General features: G+C 72.8%; 17 protein-coding genes. 2 read left to right on the top strand and 15 right to left on the bottom strand.

Going from position 1 to position 15,983, the window contains the following annotated elements; translation table 11 throughout:
• From DN069_RS12455 to DN069_RS12415, 9 genes are all read right to left on the bottom strand, one after another.
• A partial coding sequence (locus tag DN069_RS12455; protein ID WP_243639133.1) for a 3-deoxy-7-phosphoheptulonate synthase occupies nt 1–972 on the bottom strand: 972 nt, incomplete at its 3' end.
• 2 nt (nt 973–974) lie between these two features.
• Nucleotides 975–1,415, bottom strand: coding sequence for a chorismate mutase (gene aroH, locus DN069_RS12450; protein WP_243639132.1), 441 nt, complete (start codon nt 1,413–1,415; stop codon nt 975–977).
• A gap of 102 nt (nt 1,416–1,517) precedes the next feature.
• Nucleotides 1,518–1,763, bottom strand: a complete 246-nt coding sequence (locus tag DN069_RS12445) for an acyl carrier protein (RefSeq protein ID WP_111500999.1) — start codon at nt 1,761–1,763, stop codon at nt 1,518–1,520.
• Between the two features lie 59 nt (nt 1,764–1,822).
• Complete coding sequence (locus tag DN069_RS12440) at nt 1,823–2,320, bottom strand: 3-hydroxyacyl-ACP dehydratase FabZ family protein (RefSeq protein ID WP_111500998.1); 498 nt, start codon at nt 2,318–2,320, stop codon at nt 1,823–1,825.
• Nucleotides 2,313–2,717 (bottom strand): 3-hydroxyacyl-ACP dehydratase FabZ family protein, encoded by a 405-nt coding sequence (locus DN069_RS12435; RefSeq protein WP_133259899.1) that lies wholly within the window; start codon nt 2,715–2,717, stop codon nt 2,313–2,315. The genes DN069_RS12440 and DN069_RS12435 overlap by 8 nt, the downstream gene beginning before the upstream one ends.
• 19 nt (nt 2,718–2,736) lie before the next feature.
• Entirely contained in the window at nt 2,737–4,290 is a 1,554-nt protein-coding gene (locus DN069_RS12430) for a phenylalanine aminomutase (D-beta-phenylalanine forming) (protein WP_111500996.1), read from the bottom strand.
• A 9-nt stretch (nt 4,291–4,299) separates the two neighbouring features.
• A complete protein-coding gene (locus DN069_RS12425; RefSeq protein ID WP_111500995.1) occupies nt 4,300–5,913 on the bottom strand; it encodes an AMP-binding protein in 1,614 nt (537 codons plus the stop codon).
• 424 nt (nt 5,914–6,337) lie between these two features.
• The gene (locus DN069_RS12420; protein WP_111500994.1) at nt 6,338–7,279 is read right to left on the bottom strand and encodes an alpha/beta hydrolase family protein; all 942 of its coding nucleotides are present in this window, start codon (nt 7,277–7,279) and stop codon (nt 6,338–6,340) included.
• A gap of 94 nt (nt 7,280–7,373) precedes the next feature.
• Nucleotides 7,374–7,844 carry an ester cyclase gene (locus DN069_RS12415; protein ID WP_111500993.1) on the bottom strand — a complete coding sequence of 157 codons (471 nt, stop codon included), beginning with the start codon at nt 7,842–7,844 and terminating at the stop codon, nt 7,374–7,376.
• Nucleotides 7,845–8,088: 244 nt separating this feature from the next.
• Between DN069_RS12415 and DN069_RS42360 the strand changes: the two genes are divergently transcribed.
• Both DN069_RS42360 and DN069_RS12410 read left to right on the top strand, forming a co-directional pair.
• Nucleotides 8,089–8,211, top strand: coding sequence for a hypothetical protein (locus DN069_RS42360; protein ID WP_279387891.1), 123 nt, complete (start codon nt 8,089–8,091; stop codon nt 8,209–8,211).
• A 139-nt stretch (nt 8,212–8,350) separates the two neighbouring features.
• Nucleotides 8,351–8,983 (top strand): hypothetical protein, encoded by a 633-nt coding sequence (locus tag DN069_RS12410; RefSeq protein WP_111500992.1) that lies wholly within the window; start codon nt 8,351–8,353, stop codon nt 8,981–8,983.
• Nucleotides 8,984–9,137: 154 nt separating this feature from the next.
• On the opposite strand, the gene DN069_RS12405 is transcribed toward DN069_RS12410, so the two are convergent.
• From DN069_RS12405 to rfbA, 6 genes are all read right to left on the bottom strand, one after another.
• Nucleotides 9,138–9,746, bottom strand: coding sequence for a response regulator transcription factor (locus DN069_RS12405; protein ID WP_111500991.1), 609 nt, complete (start codon nt 9,744–9,746; stop codon nt 9,138–9,140).
• 106 nt (nt 9,747–9,852) lie between these two features.
• Nucleotides 9,853–11,061 (bottom strand): sensor histidine kinase, encoded by a 1,209-nt coding sequence (locus DN069_RS12400; protein WP_165845476.1) that lies wholly within the window; start codon nt 11,059–11,061, stop codon nt 9,853–9,855.
• Between the two features lie 309 nt (nt 11,062–11,370).
• Nucleotides 11,371–13,668 carry a TOMM precursor leader peptide-binding protein gene (locus DN069_RS12395; protein ID WP_111500989.1) on the bottom strand — a complete coding sequence of 766 codons (2,298 nt, stop codon included), beginning with the start codon at nt 13,666–13,668 and terminating at the stop codon, nt 11,371–11,373.
• Complete coding sequence (locus DN069_RS12390; protein WP_111500988.1) at nt 13,665–13,901, bottom strand: hypothetical protein; 237 nt, start codon at nt 13,899–13,901, stop codon at nt 13,665–13,667. Before DN069_RS12390 ends, DN069_RS12395 begins: the two co-directional genes overlap by 4 nt.
• A gap of 151 nt (nt 13,902–14,052) precedes the next feature.
• Nucleotides 14,053–15,042, bottom strand: a complete 990-nt coding sequence (gene rfbB / locus DN069_RS12385) for a dTDP-glucose 4,6-dehydratase (protein WP_111500987.1) — start codon at nt 15,040–15,042, stop codon at nt 14,053–14,055.
• Between the two features lie 17 nt (nt 15,043–15,059).
• Nucleotides 15,060–15,956, bottom strand: a complete 897-nt coding sequence (rfbA, locus tag DN069_RS12380) for a glucose-1-phosphate thymidylyltransferase RfbA (RefSeq protein WP_111500986.1) — start codon at nt 15,954–15,956, stop codon at nt 15,060–15,062.
• Between the last annotated feature and the right edge of the window lie 27 nt (nt 15,957–15,983).

The raw sequence follows: 15,983 nt of genomic DNA, 5'->3' as shown, positions 1-15,983 counted from the left end.
GGTGTTGCCGTGCATGGGGTCGCACAGCCAGGAGACCGGGTGTCCGGCCTCGCGGACGGCCGCGACCAGGTGGGGCAGCTTCGCTGCGACCTGGTCGACGCCCATGCGGGCGATCAGGGTGAGGCGGCCGGGTTCGCGGCCCGGGTCCAGGCGGCTTGCCAGGTCGACCAGTTCGGCCGGCCGCATGGTGGGGCCGACCTTGCAGGCGACGGGGTTGGCGACCTGGGCCAGCAGGCGGACGTGGGAGCCGTCCGGGTCGCGGGTGCGTTCCCCGATCCAGGGCAGGTGGGTGGAGGCCAGGTAGCTGGATCCGCCGGTGGTGCGGCGCAGCAGGGGCCGTTCGTAGTCCAGGACGAGGGCCTCGTGGCTGGTCCACACCGGGGCCCCGGTCGGCGGCATCCAGGCGCCGGTGCGCTGGCGCAGCAAGGTGGTGGCGCGGTCGGCGGCGCTGTAGCAGTCGAGCATCCGGCCGGGGTCGGCGCGGCGTTCCTCGGGGGTGGGGGCGGGTCCGTTGACCAGGTGGCCGCGGTAGACGGGCAGTTCGACGCCGTCGACGGTCTCGGTGGGGGAGCTGCGGGGCTTGGCGAACTGTCCGGCGATGCGGCCGATCCGGATGACGGGCCGACCGGTGTTGATCTTCATGACGCCGGCGAGGGCGTCGATCAGGCCGATCTTGCGGTTCACGGCCTGGGGGGCGCACTCGGCGGGGTCCTCGGCGCAGTCCCCGGCCTGGATGACCTGGTAGGTGCCGCCGGCGGCTTCGGCCATGAGCAGGCGCAGCATCTGCACCTCCTCCCAGCCCACCAGGCCGGGCCGGGCGGCGAGTTCGGCGCGCACGGCGCTCGCGTGGGCGGCGTCGGCCCACACGGGCTGCTGTTCGGGAGCGACCAGTGGGCCCAAAGCTGTGCCGACGGCCGCCGGCGGCCGCAGCTCGCGGTCACGTACGGGGGATGCGAGGGGCATCGCGGACATGTTCAGGCTCCTTGGGGCAAAGGGGACTGCGTTCCCGGGGGCGGGGCGCAAAGGTCGGGGCGCAGGACCGCCGCGGCTCCGAGATAGACGTGGTGCATGGCGTCGCGGGGCCGCGGGCTGTGCACGTGCGCCAGGATCCGGATGGCGCGGTCCAGCGAGCCGGGGACGGCGATCTCGGAGGTGCACAGCATCGGTACGTCCACCAGGCCCAGCTTCCTGGCCGCGGCCGCCGGGAACGCGGAGCGCAGGTCGTGGGTGGTGGTGAACACGATGGAGATCAGGTCGGCGTCCTCGAGCTGGTTTTGGCGCAGGATCTCGCCGAGCAGTTCGGTGGTGGCGGCCTCGATCAGGGCGGGGTCGTCGCCGGCGACCTGGGTGGCGCCGCGCACGGCACGCACGGCGACGGTGCCGGGCGGGTTGGCCAAGCTGGTCTCGGTCGTCACGGGCTGGCTCCTGTGTGTGCGAAAAGGCAGGGAGATCGGGGGCCGGCGCGGCCCGGCCGGCGGCCGGGCCGGTTGCGTCGCTTTGTCAGATGCTCTGGTCAGTCAGGTGGTCTGGGCGGCGAGCAGGGCGTCCAGGGCGGCGATGGTGCGCGCGCCGGGCAGTTCGTCCAGCGGCAGCACCACCTTGAACTGCTTCTCCACCTGCGCGACGATCTCGATGAGGTTGAGCGAGTCGGCCTGGTAGTCCTCGAACAGGTCCGCGTGGTCGTCGATCTCGTCCTCGCCCAGCGCCAGGATCTCCGCGACGATCGCGCGGACCCTCGAGATCGCGGTGTCGGTGTCGTTCATCTGCTGTCCTTGTCGTGAAGTCGGATAGGGGAACGGGGTGCGCGGTGGGGGCGGCAAGGTCAGGGCGCGGGGCTGAGCAGGCTCGCGGCGGGCCGCGAGACGACCATGATCGATTCCACGGTGAGCACGGTGCGGCCATCGCCGGTTTCGGTGTGGCCGGTGAACTCGCCGACCTGGCCGGAGTGGTGGCGCAGCGTCACGTGGTGTTCCAGGACGTCGCCGGGCAGGGCCGGCGCGCCGTAGGCCAGGTCGCGCAGGCCGACCATGAGCGGGACCTCGTCCGCGGGGCCGAGCTGCGCGAGGGACCACAGCAGGGAGACGGCCTGCCCGAACGACTCCAGCAGCAGCGCCTGGGGGTAGGCGAAGGCGTCGATGCCGGCCGGGTCGGCCAGGTCGCGGTAGCAGTCCTCGCCGCCGGTGATCGCCTTGGTGGCGACCAGGGTGCCGCCCTGGTGGGAGCGGACGGTGTCGAGCAGGAGCATGGGCGGGCGCTGGCGCAGCCGGGCGCGCACCTGACTGTGGTCAAGGCGGTCGGGGTGGTCGAGGTGGTCAGGCATCGGCCACCTCCTGGAGTGTGACGGACAGTTGGGCCGCCGCCAGGCCGTCCGCGCGGGTGGCGGCGGCCCGCACCGCGACCCGCCCGTCCTTGGCGGGGGAGATCAGCAGGGACAGGTGCAGTTCGTCGCCGGGCAGCAGCGGGCGGGTGAAGCGGGCGCGGCCGATGCCGGCCAGGGCGAGGTCGGTGCCCACCGCCGCCGCGGCCGCCTGGCGCACGGTGTCCAGCAGCAGCACCCCGGGCATGATCGGGAAGCCCGGGTAGTGGCCGACCATCTGCGCGGCGGCCCGCGTCACGGGCAGCCGCACCGTGACGCGGGTGCCGCCGGCAACCGGTTCGCTGTGCGGCGCGCGCTCCAGCGCGTCGAACACCTTCGCTGTTCGGGTGGCGGTAGGCACCGGCGCTCCCCTTTCCCTTTCAGCCCAGGCCCGGCTCGGACAGCAGGTGCTGCGCGAGGGTTTCCACGTAGTCGGTGATCGTGACGTCGTGGTCGAGGTAGGGGACCAGCTCGCGGGTGGCCTCGTACAGGCGCCGCGTCGCGGGCGACAGGCCCTCGGTGCCGCGGATGTCGACGGCCTGGCAGGCGCACAGCAGCTCGAACGCGACCACGTGGGCGACGTTGTCCAGGACCTCGGCGGCGCGGCGGGCGGCGACGAACCCGAAGGAGACGATGTCCTGGAAGTCGCCGGTGGAGCTGAGGGACTGGATGGACATCGGCATGGCCTTCGCACGGGTCTCCGCGGTCAGCGAGGCGGTCATGAACTGGCCGCCCATCAGGCCCAGGCGCAGCCCGGGGTTCTCCTGGCACAAGAACGCCGGCAGGCCCTCGCTGTTGCTCTTGTCCAGGTAGCGGTCGATCCGGCGGTTGGACAGGTTCATCAGCGTGGTCAGCGCGATCGCGAGGTGGTCCATCGCCATCGACACGTACTGGCCGTGGAAGTGCCCGTTGTGGAAGACCTCGATCTCGTCGGGCACGACCAGCGGGTTGTCGTTGGAGGAGTTCAGCTCGTCCTCGACCGTCTTCTCGATCGCGGCGAGGCTGTCCACGACGGGGCCCAGGATCTGCGGGGTGCAGCGCACCGAGTAGGCGTCCTCGATGGACTTCGACCCGGCCTTGGCGGTGTCGCCCATCTCCCCGGACAGCAGCAGCTCGGTGTCGAGCTCGTCGACCGCCAAGGTGGACTCCGCAAGCGTCTCCCACAAGAACTTCGCGACCTCCTGCTGGCCCTTGTGGGGCTTGAGGGCGTGCACGCGTGGGTCGAACGGCTTGGTCTTGCCGGCCAGGCCCTCCACCGACAGCGCGGAGATCAGCAGGTAGGTGTTGAGCAGGCGCTTGGCGCGGGCGATGTTGAGGCTGCCCAGGCCCACCATGCCGGAGGTGCCGTTGATCAGCGCCAGGCCCTCCTTGAAGCTGAGCTCCATCGGGGCGATGCCGACCCGGGCCAGCGCCTCGGCGCCCGAGAGCTCCTCGCCGTCAAGGCGCGCCTTCCACTGGCCGATGCACACCAGCGCGATCGCGGCCAGCGGCCCGAGGTCGCCGCTGGTGCCCAGCGACCCCTTCTGCGGCACCTGCGGCACGACACCGGAGTTGCGGATCGCGATCAGCTTGTCCAGGTTCTTCAGCGAGATCGCGGAGTTGCCGCGCGACAGCGACACGATACGGGCCGTCATGATGGCGCGCACCGTGGTGTCGTCCAGGCGCTCGCCCACGTTGGTCGCGACCGCGTTGAGGAGGTTCTCCTGGAGCTGGCGGGCCATGGAGACCGGCACCAGATAGTTGACGAAGCCGCCCATGGAGGTGTTGACGCCGTAGATGACCCGTTCCTCGGCGACGAACTTCTCCAGCGTCTCGCGCGAGGCCTGCACGCGGGCGCGCACGGTGTCGTCGATGGCCACCGGGTCGGCCGCGGTGGCGGTCGCGGCGACGTCGCCCAGCGGGACGCGCTGGTTGATGGACAGGGTGTAAGTCACTTGTCGCTCCTAGGCGTTCGTAGCGTGTCGAACATCAAAGGTCCGGCGGGGGGCGGTCAGCCGGCGCGTGAGCGCCTCGCGGTCGACCTTGCCGTTCTGGGTCAAAGGGAGCTCGGGCAGGACGCGCACGGAGCGGGGCACCATGTAGGAGGGCAGCTGCTTGCCGACGAAGGCCAGCGCGGCGCTCGCGTCGAAGTCCGCGGCCGCGGCCGCGGCCGTCAAGGTGACGGCGGCCATCAGGATCTGGTCCCCGCCGCGCGGCACCACGGTGGCCGCGGCCGCGGTGACGCCGGGCAGCCGGGTCAGCGTGCCCTCGATCTCGCCCAGCTCCACCCGGTTGCCGCGGATCTGCACCTGGAAGTCGGCGCGGCCGATGAAGCACAGCTCGCCCGTCTCGTCCAGGCGGGCCAGGTCGCCGGTGCGCAGCACCTTGGTGCCGTGCCGCGGCTCGACCGGGTCGGGCACCAGCACCTTGGCGGTGGCCTCGGGGTCGTTCCAGTAGCCGGTGAACAGCGCCGGGCTGCGCAGGTAGATCTCCCCGCTGCCGCCCGGCTCGGTCACGATCCGCCCGTCCGCATCGACCAGGGTCATCTCGGCGCCCGCGTGGGCGCGGCCGATCGAGAGCCGCTCCTGATCAGCGGGCAGCGGGTTGGGGACGTCGGTGAAGGACGCCGCCATCGACTCGGTGGCGCCGTAGCCGTTGACCAGCCGCACCGCGGGCAGCATCTCCTGCAGCCGGCGCAGCTCGGGCAGCGGGAACTCCTCACCGGCGAACACCACCGACCTCAGGTGCGTCAGCTCCAGCAGCAGGTCCGGGTCGTGGCGCAGCACCGGCCGCCACAGCGAGGGGACGCCGTGCACCTGGGTGGCCTTGGCGTCGCGCAGGAACGCGGTCATGCGGCGCGGCGAGCCGAGGTCCTCGCGCCGCACCGGCACCAGCGCCGCACCGGCGGACAGCGCCACGCCGATCCCGAACAGCGCGAAGTCGAACTGCAGCGGCGAGGTCGACGCCACCCGGTCGGCCGGCCCGGCCAGCTGGTCGGCCAGCATGGCGCGCAGGAACGTCACGATCGCGCGGTGGCTCATCACCACGCCCTTGGGGCGCCCGGTCGATCCGGAGGTGAACACGATGTAGGCGGTGTCGGTGGACAGCACCTCGCGGCGGCGCCGCACCCGCGGCGCGGGGGCGCGCTCGATCACCAGGCCGCCTAGGTCGAAGACCGCGCTGCCCTCGGCGTGCCGGTCCAGCTCCCTGGCCGGCAGGTCGTTCGCGCGGGCGTGCAGCGCGGGGGTGACCTGGTCGATGATCGTGGCCAGGCGGGTGTCGGGGGTGTGCGGACTGACCGTCACGAACGGCAGGCCCAGCAGGGAGCAGGCCAGCAGCATGGCCACCGCGGCCGCGCAGGTGTCCGCCTCGACCACGACCGGGTCGCCCACGTCCAGGCCGAGGCCGTCCAGCACGGCCGCGTACTGCTTCACCAGCGCGTCCAGGCGGCGGTAGGAGATCTCGTGCAGCACCCCGTTCTCGTCCGCCTCCACCACCGCGGGCCGGTCCGGGCCCGCGTCCGCGGGCGCCATGAGCAGCTGGTAGAGGTTGTCCGCCGAAGGATGCGGGCGTGGCATAGCGTCTCCTCTTGGGTCGGTTCGGTCAGGGCGGCGAGCCGAGCCGCCGGTGCTGCCGTGTCGCTTCGGGGCCTTGGGACCAACCGTGGGACACCGCCATGGGCGCCCGACTGGAGCGTGTCTTGACCCCGGGTGTATGCGCAGGTCAACGCCGCCTGGCCGGCGCGGCACCCGGTGCCGGGCACCAGGGAGGCGGCCGGCACCAGGGCGGCGGCCGGCCCGGCAGCGGCCGGGCCGGCGTCGGGAAGCCGAGGCGGGGCGGCGGCGGCGAGGCGACCTGGGTGGTGGCCCGGGTGGTGGCCGGGGTGGTGGTGTTCGGTGCGGTCGTGGCGCCGGCGGGAAAGGGTGCAGGCCGCCCACCGCGCCCGGGGGTGCCCGGGGGGTGGACGGCCTGTGCGCCGGCGGTCCCTGACGTGAGGTGGGGTCAGCTCGCCGCGGCCGCGCCGGTCATGGCCGCGTCGCGGGCCGGGGCGCCGGTGTCCTGGTCGGCCTGCAGGCACTCGGTGAAGAACGCCAGCGCCCGCAGGTGGTAGGAGCGGGCGGCCCGGCCCAGGCTGATGTTGTGGCCCGCGCCCAGCTGGCGTTCGACGCGCACCAGCGGCGCCGCGGTCAGACGGGACGCCATCTCGGCCAGGTCGGACTCCTGGTGCAGCCACCAGCCCTCGTGCTCGGCGAACGTCAGCCGCAGCGGGAGGGTGATCCGCGCGGCGAGCGCGTCGAACATGGCCGGCCACAGCGGGATCTCGGCGGCCTCACGCTCGGGGATGGGCGCGACCATGGCCTCGGCCGCCCGGAACGTGCCCGGCGGGTACAGGCCCAGCGGCCCCCAGTTGCGCTCCCACTCCAGGCGGCGATGCAGCCGCCGGCGCCCCAAAGGCTCCACCTGGTAGCGGTGCCCCACCCCGGAGGCGTCCACCGCCAGCACCCCGCGATGGCGGGCGACGGTGGTCAGCGCGAGCTTGCCGCCGAAGGAGTGGCCCAGCAGCAGGAAACCGCGCCCGACCCGGTGCCGGTCGGCGAACACCTCAAGCGCGCCGGCCAGCACGTCGGACTGCTCGGCCAGGGTCAGACCGGCGGGCAGTTGCGCGCCGGAGGCGCCGTAGCCGGGCCGGTCGAGCGCCAGCACCGTGAAGCCGAGACGGGCGCCGAGGGTGAGCAGGGACAGGTCCGCGTCGGCCTGCCCGTCGAAGTAGCCCGCGCGCATGCCGCCGCCGTGCACGGCCACCACGGTCGCCCGCGGCTCGCCCTGCGGCGGTTCGGCCAGCAGCCCGGACAAGGTCAGGCCCGCGACCTCCAGCAGCAGCGGGCGCACCCCGGCCGAGTGGGTCGCGGTGACCCGCTTGCGGTCCGTCCTGGACACGCTCATGGCAGGTGGTCCTTCACGGTCGGCGGTGGGAAAAGGGGGGGACCGGCTGCCCGGGGCGCCCGGATCCGCGCGCCCCGGGCAGCCGCCCGAGGGGTCAGCCGAGCTGGCGGGCGAAGGTGGCCAGGTCGAAGTAGATCGTCTCGTCGACCAGCACGTCGCCGTCGAAGTGGAAGAACACCGCGACCGGGGCGTCCACGGACTTGCCCAGGTTGGGGATGCCGCGGAAGTCGGCCTCCTGCTTGCCGCGGAACTGCGCCTCCAGGATCACCGCGGTCGGGGTGTGGTGAACGTGGAGCAGGTCGTGCTCGGGGTTCGGGAAGGCCGCCTGCAGCTCGGCGAAGTAGTTCTCCTTGATGGCCTTCTCACCCAGGAACGGGCTCTCCGGGTACGCCATGACCCGGTACACGCCGCCGCGCGGGAACGTGGCCAGGACCCCGTCGATGTCCCAGGCGCCCTCGGCGATGGTGTGCTCCGCGACGACCGCTTCGCGCTTCTTGCGCAGCTCGGCGTCGGGCTGCGCGAGATCCGCGCCAGGCAGCTTGAACTCGTGCTCCTCGGTGGACATCCGGGCTCCTTCAGACAGGCTGGTTCGATGCCAGCGACGCTAGGGGCCCCGCCTCGCCTGCCCCTCGGCTCGCGCTGGAGCGCCACCCGCGGCCGGCGCGCGGGCGCTGCACCGGTTTTCAAGCCGCGCTCAAGTTCCGCGACCGGACGGCCCGTCCACCGTGGCCCCGGACACCGCCCGCACACCGCCCGGACACCACCGGGGGCGAGGGCACACCGAACGCAGACAAGGAAAGCGAGGTCTGGTGGAACGCCTGCATCCGTCGGCGAGGCTGTGGAAGCGCGCCGTGTTCGCGCTGCTGCGGCTGACCGACGCCCCCCAGCCCGCCCGGCACCCCGGTCCGCGCCGCGGCCGGCCGGAGGTGTGAATTCCTCACACGCGGCCGATGAACCGATCGCTGTTTCCCACCGCCGGCGCGGATCCATACTGTTGGCTGCGAGCGTGTCCGCGGGGAGGGGCCGGCCTTTCGGGCGGCACCCGGAGCCCGAGGAGGTCAGCGGTCCGTGATGCCACCGACGAAGGACGCACCCCTGCGCCTGCACCACCTGTGGTCCCTGCGCGAGGACACCGCGGTCGGCTGGGACGAGGAGGGCCGGGCGCTGGTGCTGCGCGGCCCGCAGGGCACCGAACGGATCGAGGCCCCGCCGACGGTGGTGGCCGAGGCGCTGCACCGGATGGAACTGGGGCCCATCCGGCTGGCCAACCCCCTGCAGCAGCCCAGGGACGACACCGCCGCAGCCGGGGCGGACGGGTACACGGCGGTGCTGTCGGTGCTGCGCGACATCTCCCACCTGGTCATCAGGACGCTGTCGCTGGAGGACCTCAAGGGGCCGGTGCTCTCGGTGGTGCCGGCGGGCCGCACGGCCCGCTTCGCCCTGGCCCGGGTGCCCTCGCAGCGCCGGGTGCGGCTGCGCGCGGGGGTGACGATCACGGTGCAGGGCAACGCGTTCGTGCTGGAGTGCCGTGCGCTGGAGCACCAGGTGCACATCCACCGCCCCGAGGCGATGTGGGTGGTCTCCGCGCTGGCGTGGCCGACGACCCCGGACGCGCTGGTCGAGGTGGCCCCGCTGCCGGCGGAGCTGACCTTGTCGGTGCTGGACCACCTGGCGGGCGCCGGCATGACCGTCACGGCCCCCTGACCCCCCACCCCGGGCCACCCGGCCACCGCGGTCACGCGGTCACCGCGCCACGCCGTCACCGGGTCAACGCGGTCACCGCGCCACGCGTCGCCGGGCCACCCCGGCCACGCGGCCGCCCCGGTCACCGGGTCAACGGGGTTGCCGGGGCAGCGGGTTACAGGAGCCAGCCCGATTCGCGGGCGATGCGGATGGCGTCGACGCGGTTGCGGGCGTTGAGCTTGATCACGACCGAGGTGAGGTAGTTGCGCACGGTGCCCACCGACAGCTGGAGTTGCGCGGCCATCTCCTGCGGTTCGGAGCCCTGCGCGGCCATCTGCAGCACCTCGGTCTCGCGGATCGTCAGCGGGCTCTCGCTGCCGCCCCAGGCGGCCAGCGCCAGTTGCGGGTCGACCACCCGGTGGCCGGCGACGACCCGGCGCACGGCCTGGGCCAGGTCGCTGGGCGGCGCGTCCTTGAGGAGGAACCCGGACACGTGCGCGGACATGGCCCGGCGCAGCGTGCCCGGGCGGCCCAGGCTGGTCAGGATCAACGTCCGGCACTCGGGGAGGCGTTCGTGCAGGAGCTGGGCCGCGCTCAGTCCGTCCAGGCCCGGCAGGTCGATGTCGATGATCGCGACGTCGGGGCGGTGTTCGCGCGCGGCGTTCAGGATCTGGTCCCCGCGTTCCAGCTCGGCGACGACCTTCAGGTCGTCCTCGAGGTTGAGCAGGGCCACCAGTGCGCCGCGGACCATGTGCATGTCCTCGGCCAGGAGGATCTGGATCATCGTCGCCGCCCACCGTTGTCATGACCTACCAGGATCCGTAAACGATCCCGCTTCGTGCCTATGCCGCCAAAGTGTCGCCAACCCACCGGCGCGGTGCCAAGGCCGCTCATGCGACTTTGTCGGTTTGGCCCTCGCTCGCGCCCTCGCCGAGCAGCTGAGCGGGGTCGGTGTTCGCGCGGGCCTCGGTCACCGGCGCCTCGGCGATCAGCTGGAAGACGCCCGTCGCGCCGTCGCCCTCACCCAGCGCGTCGGCCTCGGTCAGACGCTGCCGGGTCAGGCGGCCACCGATGGCGCTCACGCGCTGCTGCAGGTTGCCAAGGCCGCTGCCGCCGTGCGGGGAGGGCAGGTGGGGGCCGCCCACCAGGCCGTCGTTGACGATCGTCAGCCGCACCACCTCGCCGTCGATCGCCGCGGTGATCCAGCAGTTCGCGGCCTTGGAGTGGCGCAGCAGGTTGGTGACGCCCTCGCGCAGCACCGTGGCCAGCACGGTGGAGGTGGCCTGACCAAGGTGCTCGATGCCGTCGTGGGCCTCGACGCTGACCTCGACGTCGGCGGCGGCCAGCACCGATTCGGCCGAGGCCAGTTCGGAGACCAGCGACATCTGCCGGTAGCCGCTGGCGACCCGGCGCACATCGGCCAACGCCTGGCGGGAGATGACCAGGACCTCGTCGACCTCCTCGCAGGCCCGCAGCGGATTGGTCGGGATCAGGCGCCGCACCAACTCGTTCTTGAGCGACACCGCCGACAGGCTGTAGCCCAGCAGGTCGTGCAGATCGCGGGAGAACCGCAACTGCTCGTTGCTGACGGCCAGCCGGGCCAGGTCGGCGCGGGCCTTGTGCAGTTCCTGCACCAAGGTGGCCAGCCGGCTGAGCCCGTACACGACCAGGCCCGTCAGCGCGGTCGACTCCACGATGTAGACCAGGTCGACGACGCTGGGGTCCAGCAGGGTCGAGGGGACGACCATGGCCAGCACCGCCGTGCCGTACAGCGTCCAGCCCGTCTTGGTGGGCAGCAGCAGCAGCAGGGAGCCGGCGAAGAACCCGGCCATGGAACCCCAGAACACCCCGAACCAGATCAGCGGCAGGAACGTCAGCAGGCCCTGCGCGGTCAAGGTGGCGACCTTGGTGCGCATCCGCGCGTCGGTCATGCCGGGGGAGGAGTGCACCAGTTGCAGCGCGAACACCGCCAGCAGGCAGACCACGGCGCAGGCAAGGACGTACGGGCCGAGTTTGACCGACAGCAGGTTCAAGAAGGTGACGCCCAGGTAGCACAGCAGCGCGGCGACCAGGATGCCGCGGGCGGTCCGGGTGGCCACGCACTTTCGGCCTTGCGGCCCCTCGGCGCGCGAGGGGGATCTCGTCGCACCGGTGCTCATCTCCATTGCGTCCCCCAGTTCCCCTGGCACCTCGATGCCGATTCGAACAACCGGGCCACATTCTAAGCAGGCCGGTTGACGTTCGGCGGTCCTCGGCCCGAACCGGGAGCGGGGCTTCGGCCTCGCCCGGGCGAACGGTGTCGACGCTGGTGGGCACCGGGGTGGACGGCCAGAACGGCCGGGGCGCACAGGTTCGTTGACGACGGATCAGGCAAGCACTGATCCGTGCCCGGGCGCGGCCGGGGGGGGTCACACGAACAGCGGGATCGGGTTGAGCTGCTCGTAGGCGGTGGGTGCGGCCAGGCGTCCCAGCGCCACGGGGGTGTCGAACAGGCGGCCCGGCGCGTAGCGGGCCCAGAAGTGCCGCAGCCCGGGCACGATCACCTTGACCACCGGCAGTTCGACGTCGGGGCGGGTCTGGTCCAGTACGAGCAGTTCCAGGCCCATCGAGGCGACCAGGTCGGTCACGGCGGTGACGTCGTCGAGCAGGTCACCGCGCGGCACGTAGGACCAGCTGGCGGGCGTGCGCGGCGCGGCGGCCGGGTCGGGGGCCAGGTAGGGCTGGTTGGCGAGGGTGGCCTGCTGCCACCAGCGCACCGGGAGCGGGTCGCTGACGCCGTATCCGCCGCCGGGCCGGTCCCGGTTGACCGCCGGCAGGAGCTGGCCGGCCTCGGTCAGTGCGCGGCGCAGCGCGATCGCGGGGTCGAAGTGGGCGCCGAACCCGAACACGATGTCCTCGGCCGGGCCGTCGGTGCGCCGCGACAGCGCCACCATGGTGGGGATGCCGAGGTCGGCGGTGAGGTCGAGTGCCCACAGCTCCCGGCCCAGCCGGTGGTGTCCCTCGCGCAGCCGCGCGATGTAGGGCTCGCCGAAACCCTCCAGGTCGACGGCGGGCTGCCGGGTGCGGTTGTACCACCAAAGGGCCACCGCGTCGCGTTCGACCAGTTCCAAGAAGCCCTGCAGCAGGGCGTCCTCCAGGCTGGAGCCGGCGGCGTTGCCGTTGGAGTCGGCGTACGGGCCGCCCGCGCCGGTGGGGGAGTAGTAGAGCATGGAGGTGGGCAGCAGGCGCGGGCGCTGCGCGGTCATCGACCACACCGGCGTCCACTCCACCGGCCGGTCCGCCTCGAAGGGTTCGGGCACGTGGTGGAAGGGGGAGCCGGAGCGGTTCCAGCGCGCGCGGTCGGCGAACTGCGCCTGGGCGAACAGCTGGCAGGCGTTGGGGTGGATCGCCTGGTCGCCGAGCGCGCGCAGGGTGTCGACCACGACGGGTTCGTCGCCGTGCCGGGTGCCGCAGTAGCGCTCGACCGCCTCGCACAGGGCGCTGGTCTTGGCCTCGGTGTCGGTCAGGCCCTTGCCGCCGCTCTGCGCGCGCAGCCCCGCCCCGCCCCGGCCGCGCATCGCCAGGTTGTGCCCGGACACGTAGGTGGTGGCGAACTCCGGTGCGCCGGGGGAGGGTTCGAGGTGCGGCACGATGCCGGTGATCGGGCTGACCAGGTGCGCGTGGCGCCGCAGGAGCTGGTCGGGGGTAAGTGCCCGGTGGCCGTTGCCGCCGGCGCCGGCGGCCTTGGGCCGCGAGACCGCCACGAACGGTCGCCCTGCGCGCCGGCCGGCCAGGCCCGGCTCGCCGCACGAGGGGCACTGGGGGATCCGGGTCACGGTGTGGACGCGGGTGCGCAGGGTCAGGGTGTCGACGGTGCGCACCGCGCCCTGGTCGGCGTAGCGCAGCCCGGCCAGCCACTTGGCGGCCTCCAGCACCGCGCTGTGCGCGGCCAGGACCCGCCCGGCCGACAGCGACGCGGTCGGCCGCGCCAGCGGCCGGTCAAGGCCGAGCGCCTGCTGCAGCGGCGCCTCGTAGCCGCGGTGCTGCTCGAGCCGGTAGGCCAGGCACGACCAGCACGGTCCCTCGCCGGGGCCGAAGAACGGGCCGATCCAGGGTTCGTAGCCGCACAGCTTCGTCAGCAGCCACGGCCGGCCCGCGGCCCGGTGCTCGGCGTCGATCCACGCCAGCTCCGGGGAGAGGTAGTCGTCGCACAGGACCAGGGTGAGGTCGGCGCCGGTGTCGGTGACGCTCAGGCCCGACTCCGCGCCGGCGGCCAGTACCGGGGCGGCGTCCACGCCGGCCAGCGGCAAGATGGCCAGGCGGGAGCCCTCCAGGCCGGCGGCCGCTCGGGCGCCGTCCAGGCCGGCCAGGTCGAAGTAGGCCTCGGCGACCGGGTCCGCCCCGGCCACGGTGGTGGCGGGATCGGTGTAGCGCAGCAGCCCGGCCTCGCCCAGCAGCCGCAGCCCTTCCTCGGTCTGTTCCGCGGTCAGGGCGCCGGCGGTGGCGCTTCGGATCTGCGTCAGGGAACGGGTGCCGTCCAGCAGCGGGACCAGCACCTCGGCCAGCGGGCCGTGCACGGCGGTGACGCCCTGACGGGAGACCAGGTAGGTCGCCTCGCCGGGGACGGTCGCCGGGCGCAGGTGGTGACGGAAACCCACCAGGGCCGCGTCGTCGTGCCGGGGGGCGGCGGCTGCGGTTCTGCCCGACAGCGAGGACGGCCCGGTCATACCCAGGCCCCCGCGTCCACGCCGCCCCAGGCGGCCGACCGGTCGCCGGCCGGTGCCAGGCCGAGCGCGGGAGCGGGGGCCGCGGAGCCCGGGCCCACGCAGAAGGAGAGCAGCACGGCGGCGTCGACGCTGTGGTCCAGGCGCTCGACCACCAGGAGCGGGCGGGCCGGAGCCGTGACGGTGTTGGTCAGGCGGGCCGGGCGGGCGAGGAGGGGGGCGCAGGCGTGGCTCATCGGAGGTCCTCACGTGTGGTCGGCTTGTGCTCCAACACTCAAGGATTCTTCGTGAGCCGGTGATGTCACCGACAGTGTCGGCTTCACCGGCGCCGGGTGAAGATCTCACTGTGAAGATCTCACCCAAACGGAGCCCTGGCCTCCCCCTCGGTCATCGGGCGTCGGCCGCCGCCTTCAGCGGCTCCCACCAGGCACGGTTGTCGCGGTACCAGGCCACGGTCTCGGCCAGCCCCTGCGTGAAGCTCTTGCGCGGCGCGTACCCCAGCTCCTGCCGGATCTTGGTGCAGTCCACCGAGTAGCGCCGGTCGTGCCCCTTGCGGTCCGACACCGGCTCGACGCTGTCCTCCCAGCGCACCTCCAGCGCCTCGAGCAGCAGGGCGGTGAGCTCGGTGTTGGACAGCTCGGTGCCGCCGCCGATGTTGTAGACCTCGCCGGCGCGGCCCCCGGTGCGGACCAGTTCGATGCCCTGCACGTGGTCGTCGATGTGCAGCCAGTCGCGCACGTTGCCGCCGTCGCCGTACAGCGGGACCTTCTTGCCGTCCAGCAGGTTGGTCACGAACAGCGGGATGACCTTCTCAGGGAAGTGGTGGTGACCGTAGTTGTTCGAACACCGGGTCACCCGCACGTCCAGGCCGTGCGTGCGGTGGTACGACAGCGCCACCAGGTCACTTGCGGCCTTCGAGGCGGAGTAGGGCGAGTTGGGCGCCAGCGGGTGACTCTCGGGCCACGAACCGGAATCGATCGAGCCGTACACCTCGTCGGTGGACACGTGCACGAACACCGCCACGCCGGCGCGGTGCGCCGCGTCGACGAGCGTGTGCGTGCCGACCACGTTGGTGCGCACGAACTCCGCGCCGCCGTCGATGGAGCGGTCCACGTGCGACTCCGCGGCGAAGTGCACCACCTGGTCGTGCTCGGCCATCAGCTTGCCCACCAGCTCGGCGTCGCAGATGTCGCCCTGCACGAACGCGAAACCCGGGTGGGCGGCGACCTCGTCGAGGTTGGCCCGGTTGCCCGCGTACGTCAGCTTGTCCAAGACGGTGACCGCGACGTCGCCGGGGCCGTTTGGGCCGAGCACGGTGCGCACGTAGTGCGAGCCGATGAAACCGGCACCGCCGGTCACCAGAACACGGGTGGTCATGGGGCAGGTTCTCCTTCTCACACAGCGCGGGCGGTCAGCAGCGGGCGGTGGCGGTCGGCGACGTCGGCGAGGTAGGAACCATAGGCGGTGCCCGCCATCTCCTCGCCCAGACGCCGGCACTGCTCGGGGGTGATGAAGCCGCGGTTGAGCGCCACCTCCTCGACGCAGGCGATCCACACGCCCTGCCGCTCCTGAACGAGCTGGACGTACTGCGCCGCCTGCAGCAGCGAGTCGTGGGTGCCCATGTCCAGCCAGGCGAAGCCGCGCCCGAGCTCGGTCAGATGGGCCCGGCCCTGGCGCAGGTAGGCGAGGTTGACGTCGGTGATCTCCAGCTCGCCGCGCGCCGAGGGGGAGAGGTTCTTCGCGATCCCGACCACGTCGGCGTCGTACAGGTACAGCCCGGTCACCGCGATGTCGGAGCGCGGCTGGGCGGGCTTCTCCTGCAGCGACAGCAGCCGGCCCTCGGCGTCGATCTCGCCGATGCCGAAACGCTGCGGGTCGCGCACCCGGTAGCCGAACAGCCAGGCGCCGTCCAGGCGGCGCAGCGCGTCGTCCAGGAGCAGCGAGAAGCGGGGCCCGTGGAAGATGTTGTCGCCCAGCACCAGCGCGACCTGGTCGCCGTCGATGAAGTCCGCGCCGATCACCAGGGCCTCGGCGATGCCGCGCGGGGCGTCCTGCTCGGCGTAGCAGATGTTCAGCCCGAGCCGGGAGCCGTCCCCGAGCAGGGTGCGGAAGCTGTCGGAGTGGTCCTTGGACGAGATCACCAGGATGTCCCGGATCCCGGCCAGCATCAGCACCGACAGCGGGTAGTAGATCATGGGCTTGTCGTAGACCGGCAGGATCTGTTTCGACACGGCGCCGGTCAGCGGGCGCAGCCGGGTGCCGCTCCCGCCGGCGAGGATGATGCCCTTCATCTCAGGTCTTCCTTACGTCGTCCGAGT

Origin of the sequence: Streptacidiphilus pinicola (assembly GCF_003258295.1) — a bacterium.
Taxonomy (GTDB): domain Bacteria; phylum Actinomycetota; class Actinomycetes; order Streptomycetales; family Streptomycetaceae; genus Streptacidiphilus; species Streptacidiphilus pinicola.
This window is presented reverse-complemented; position numbering and strand designations above follow the sequence as displayed.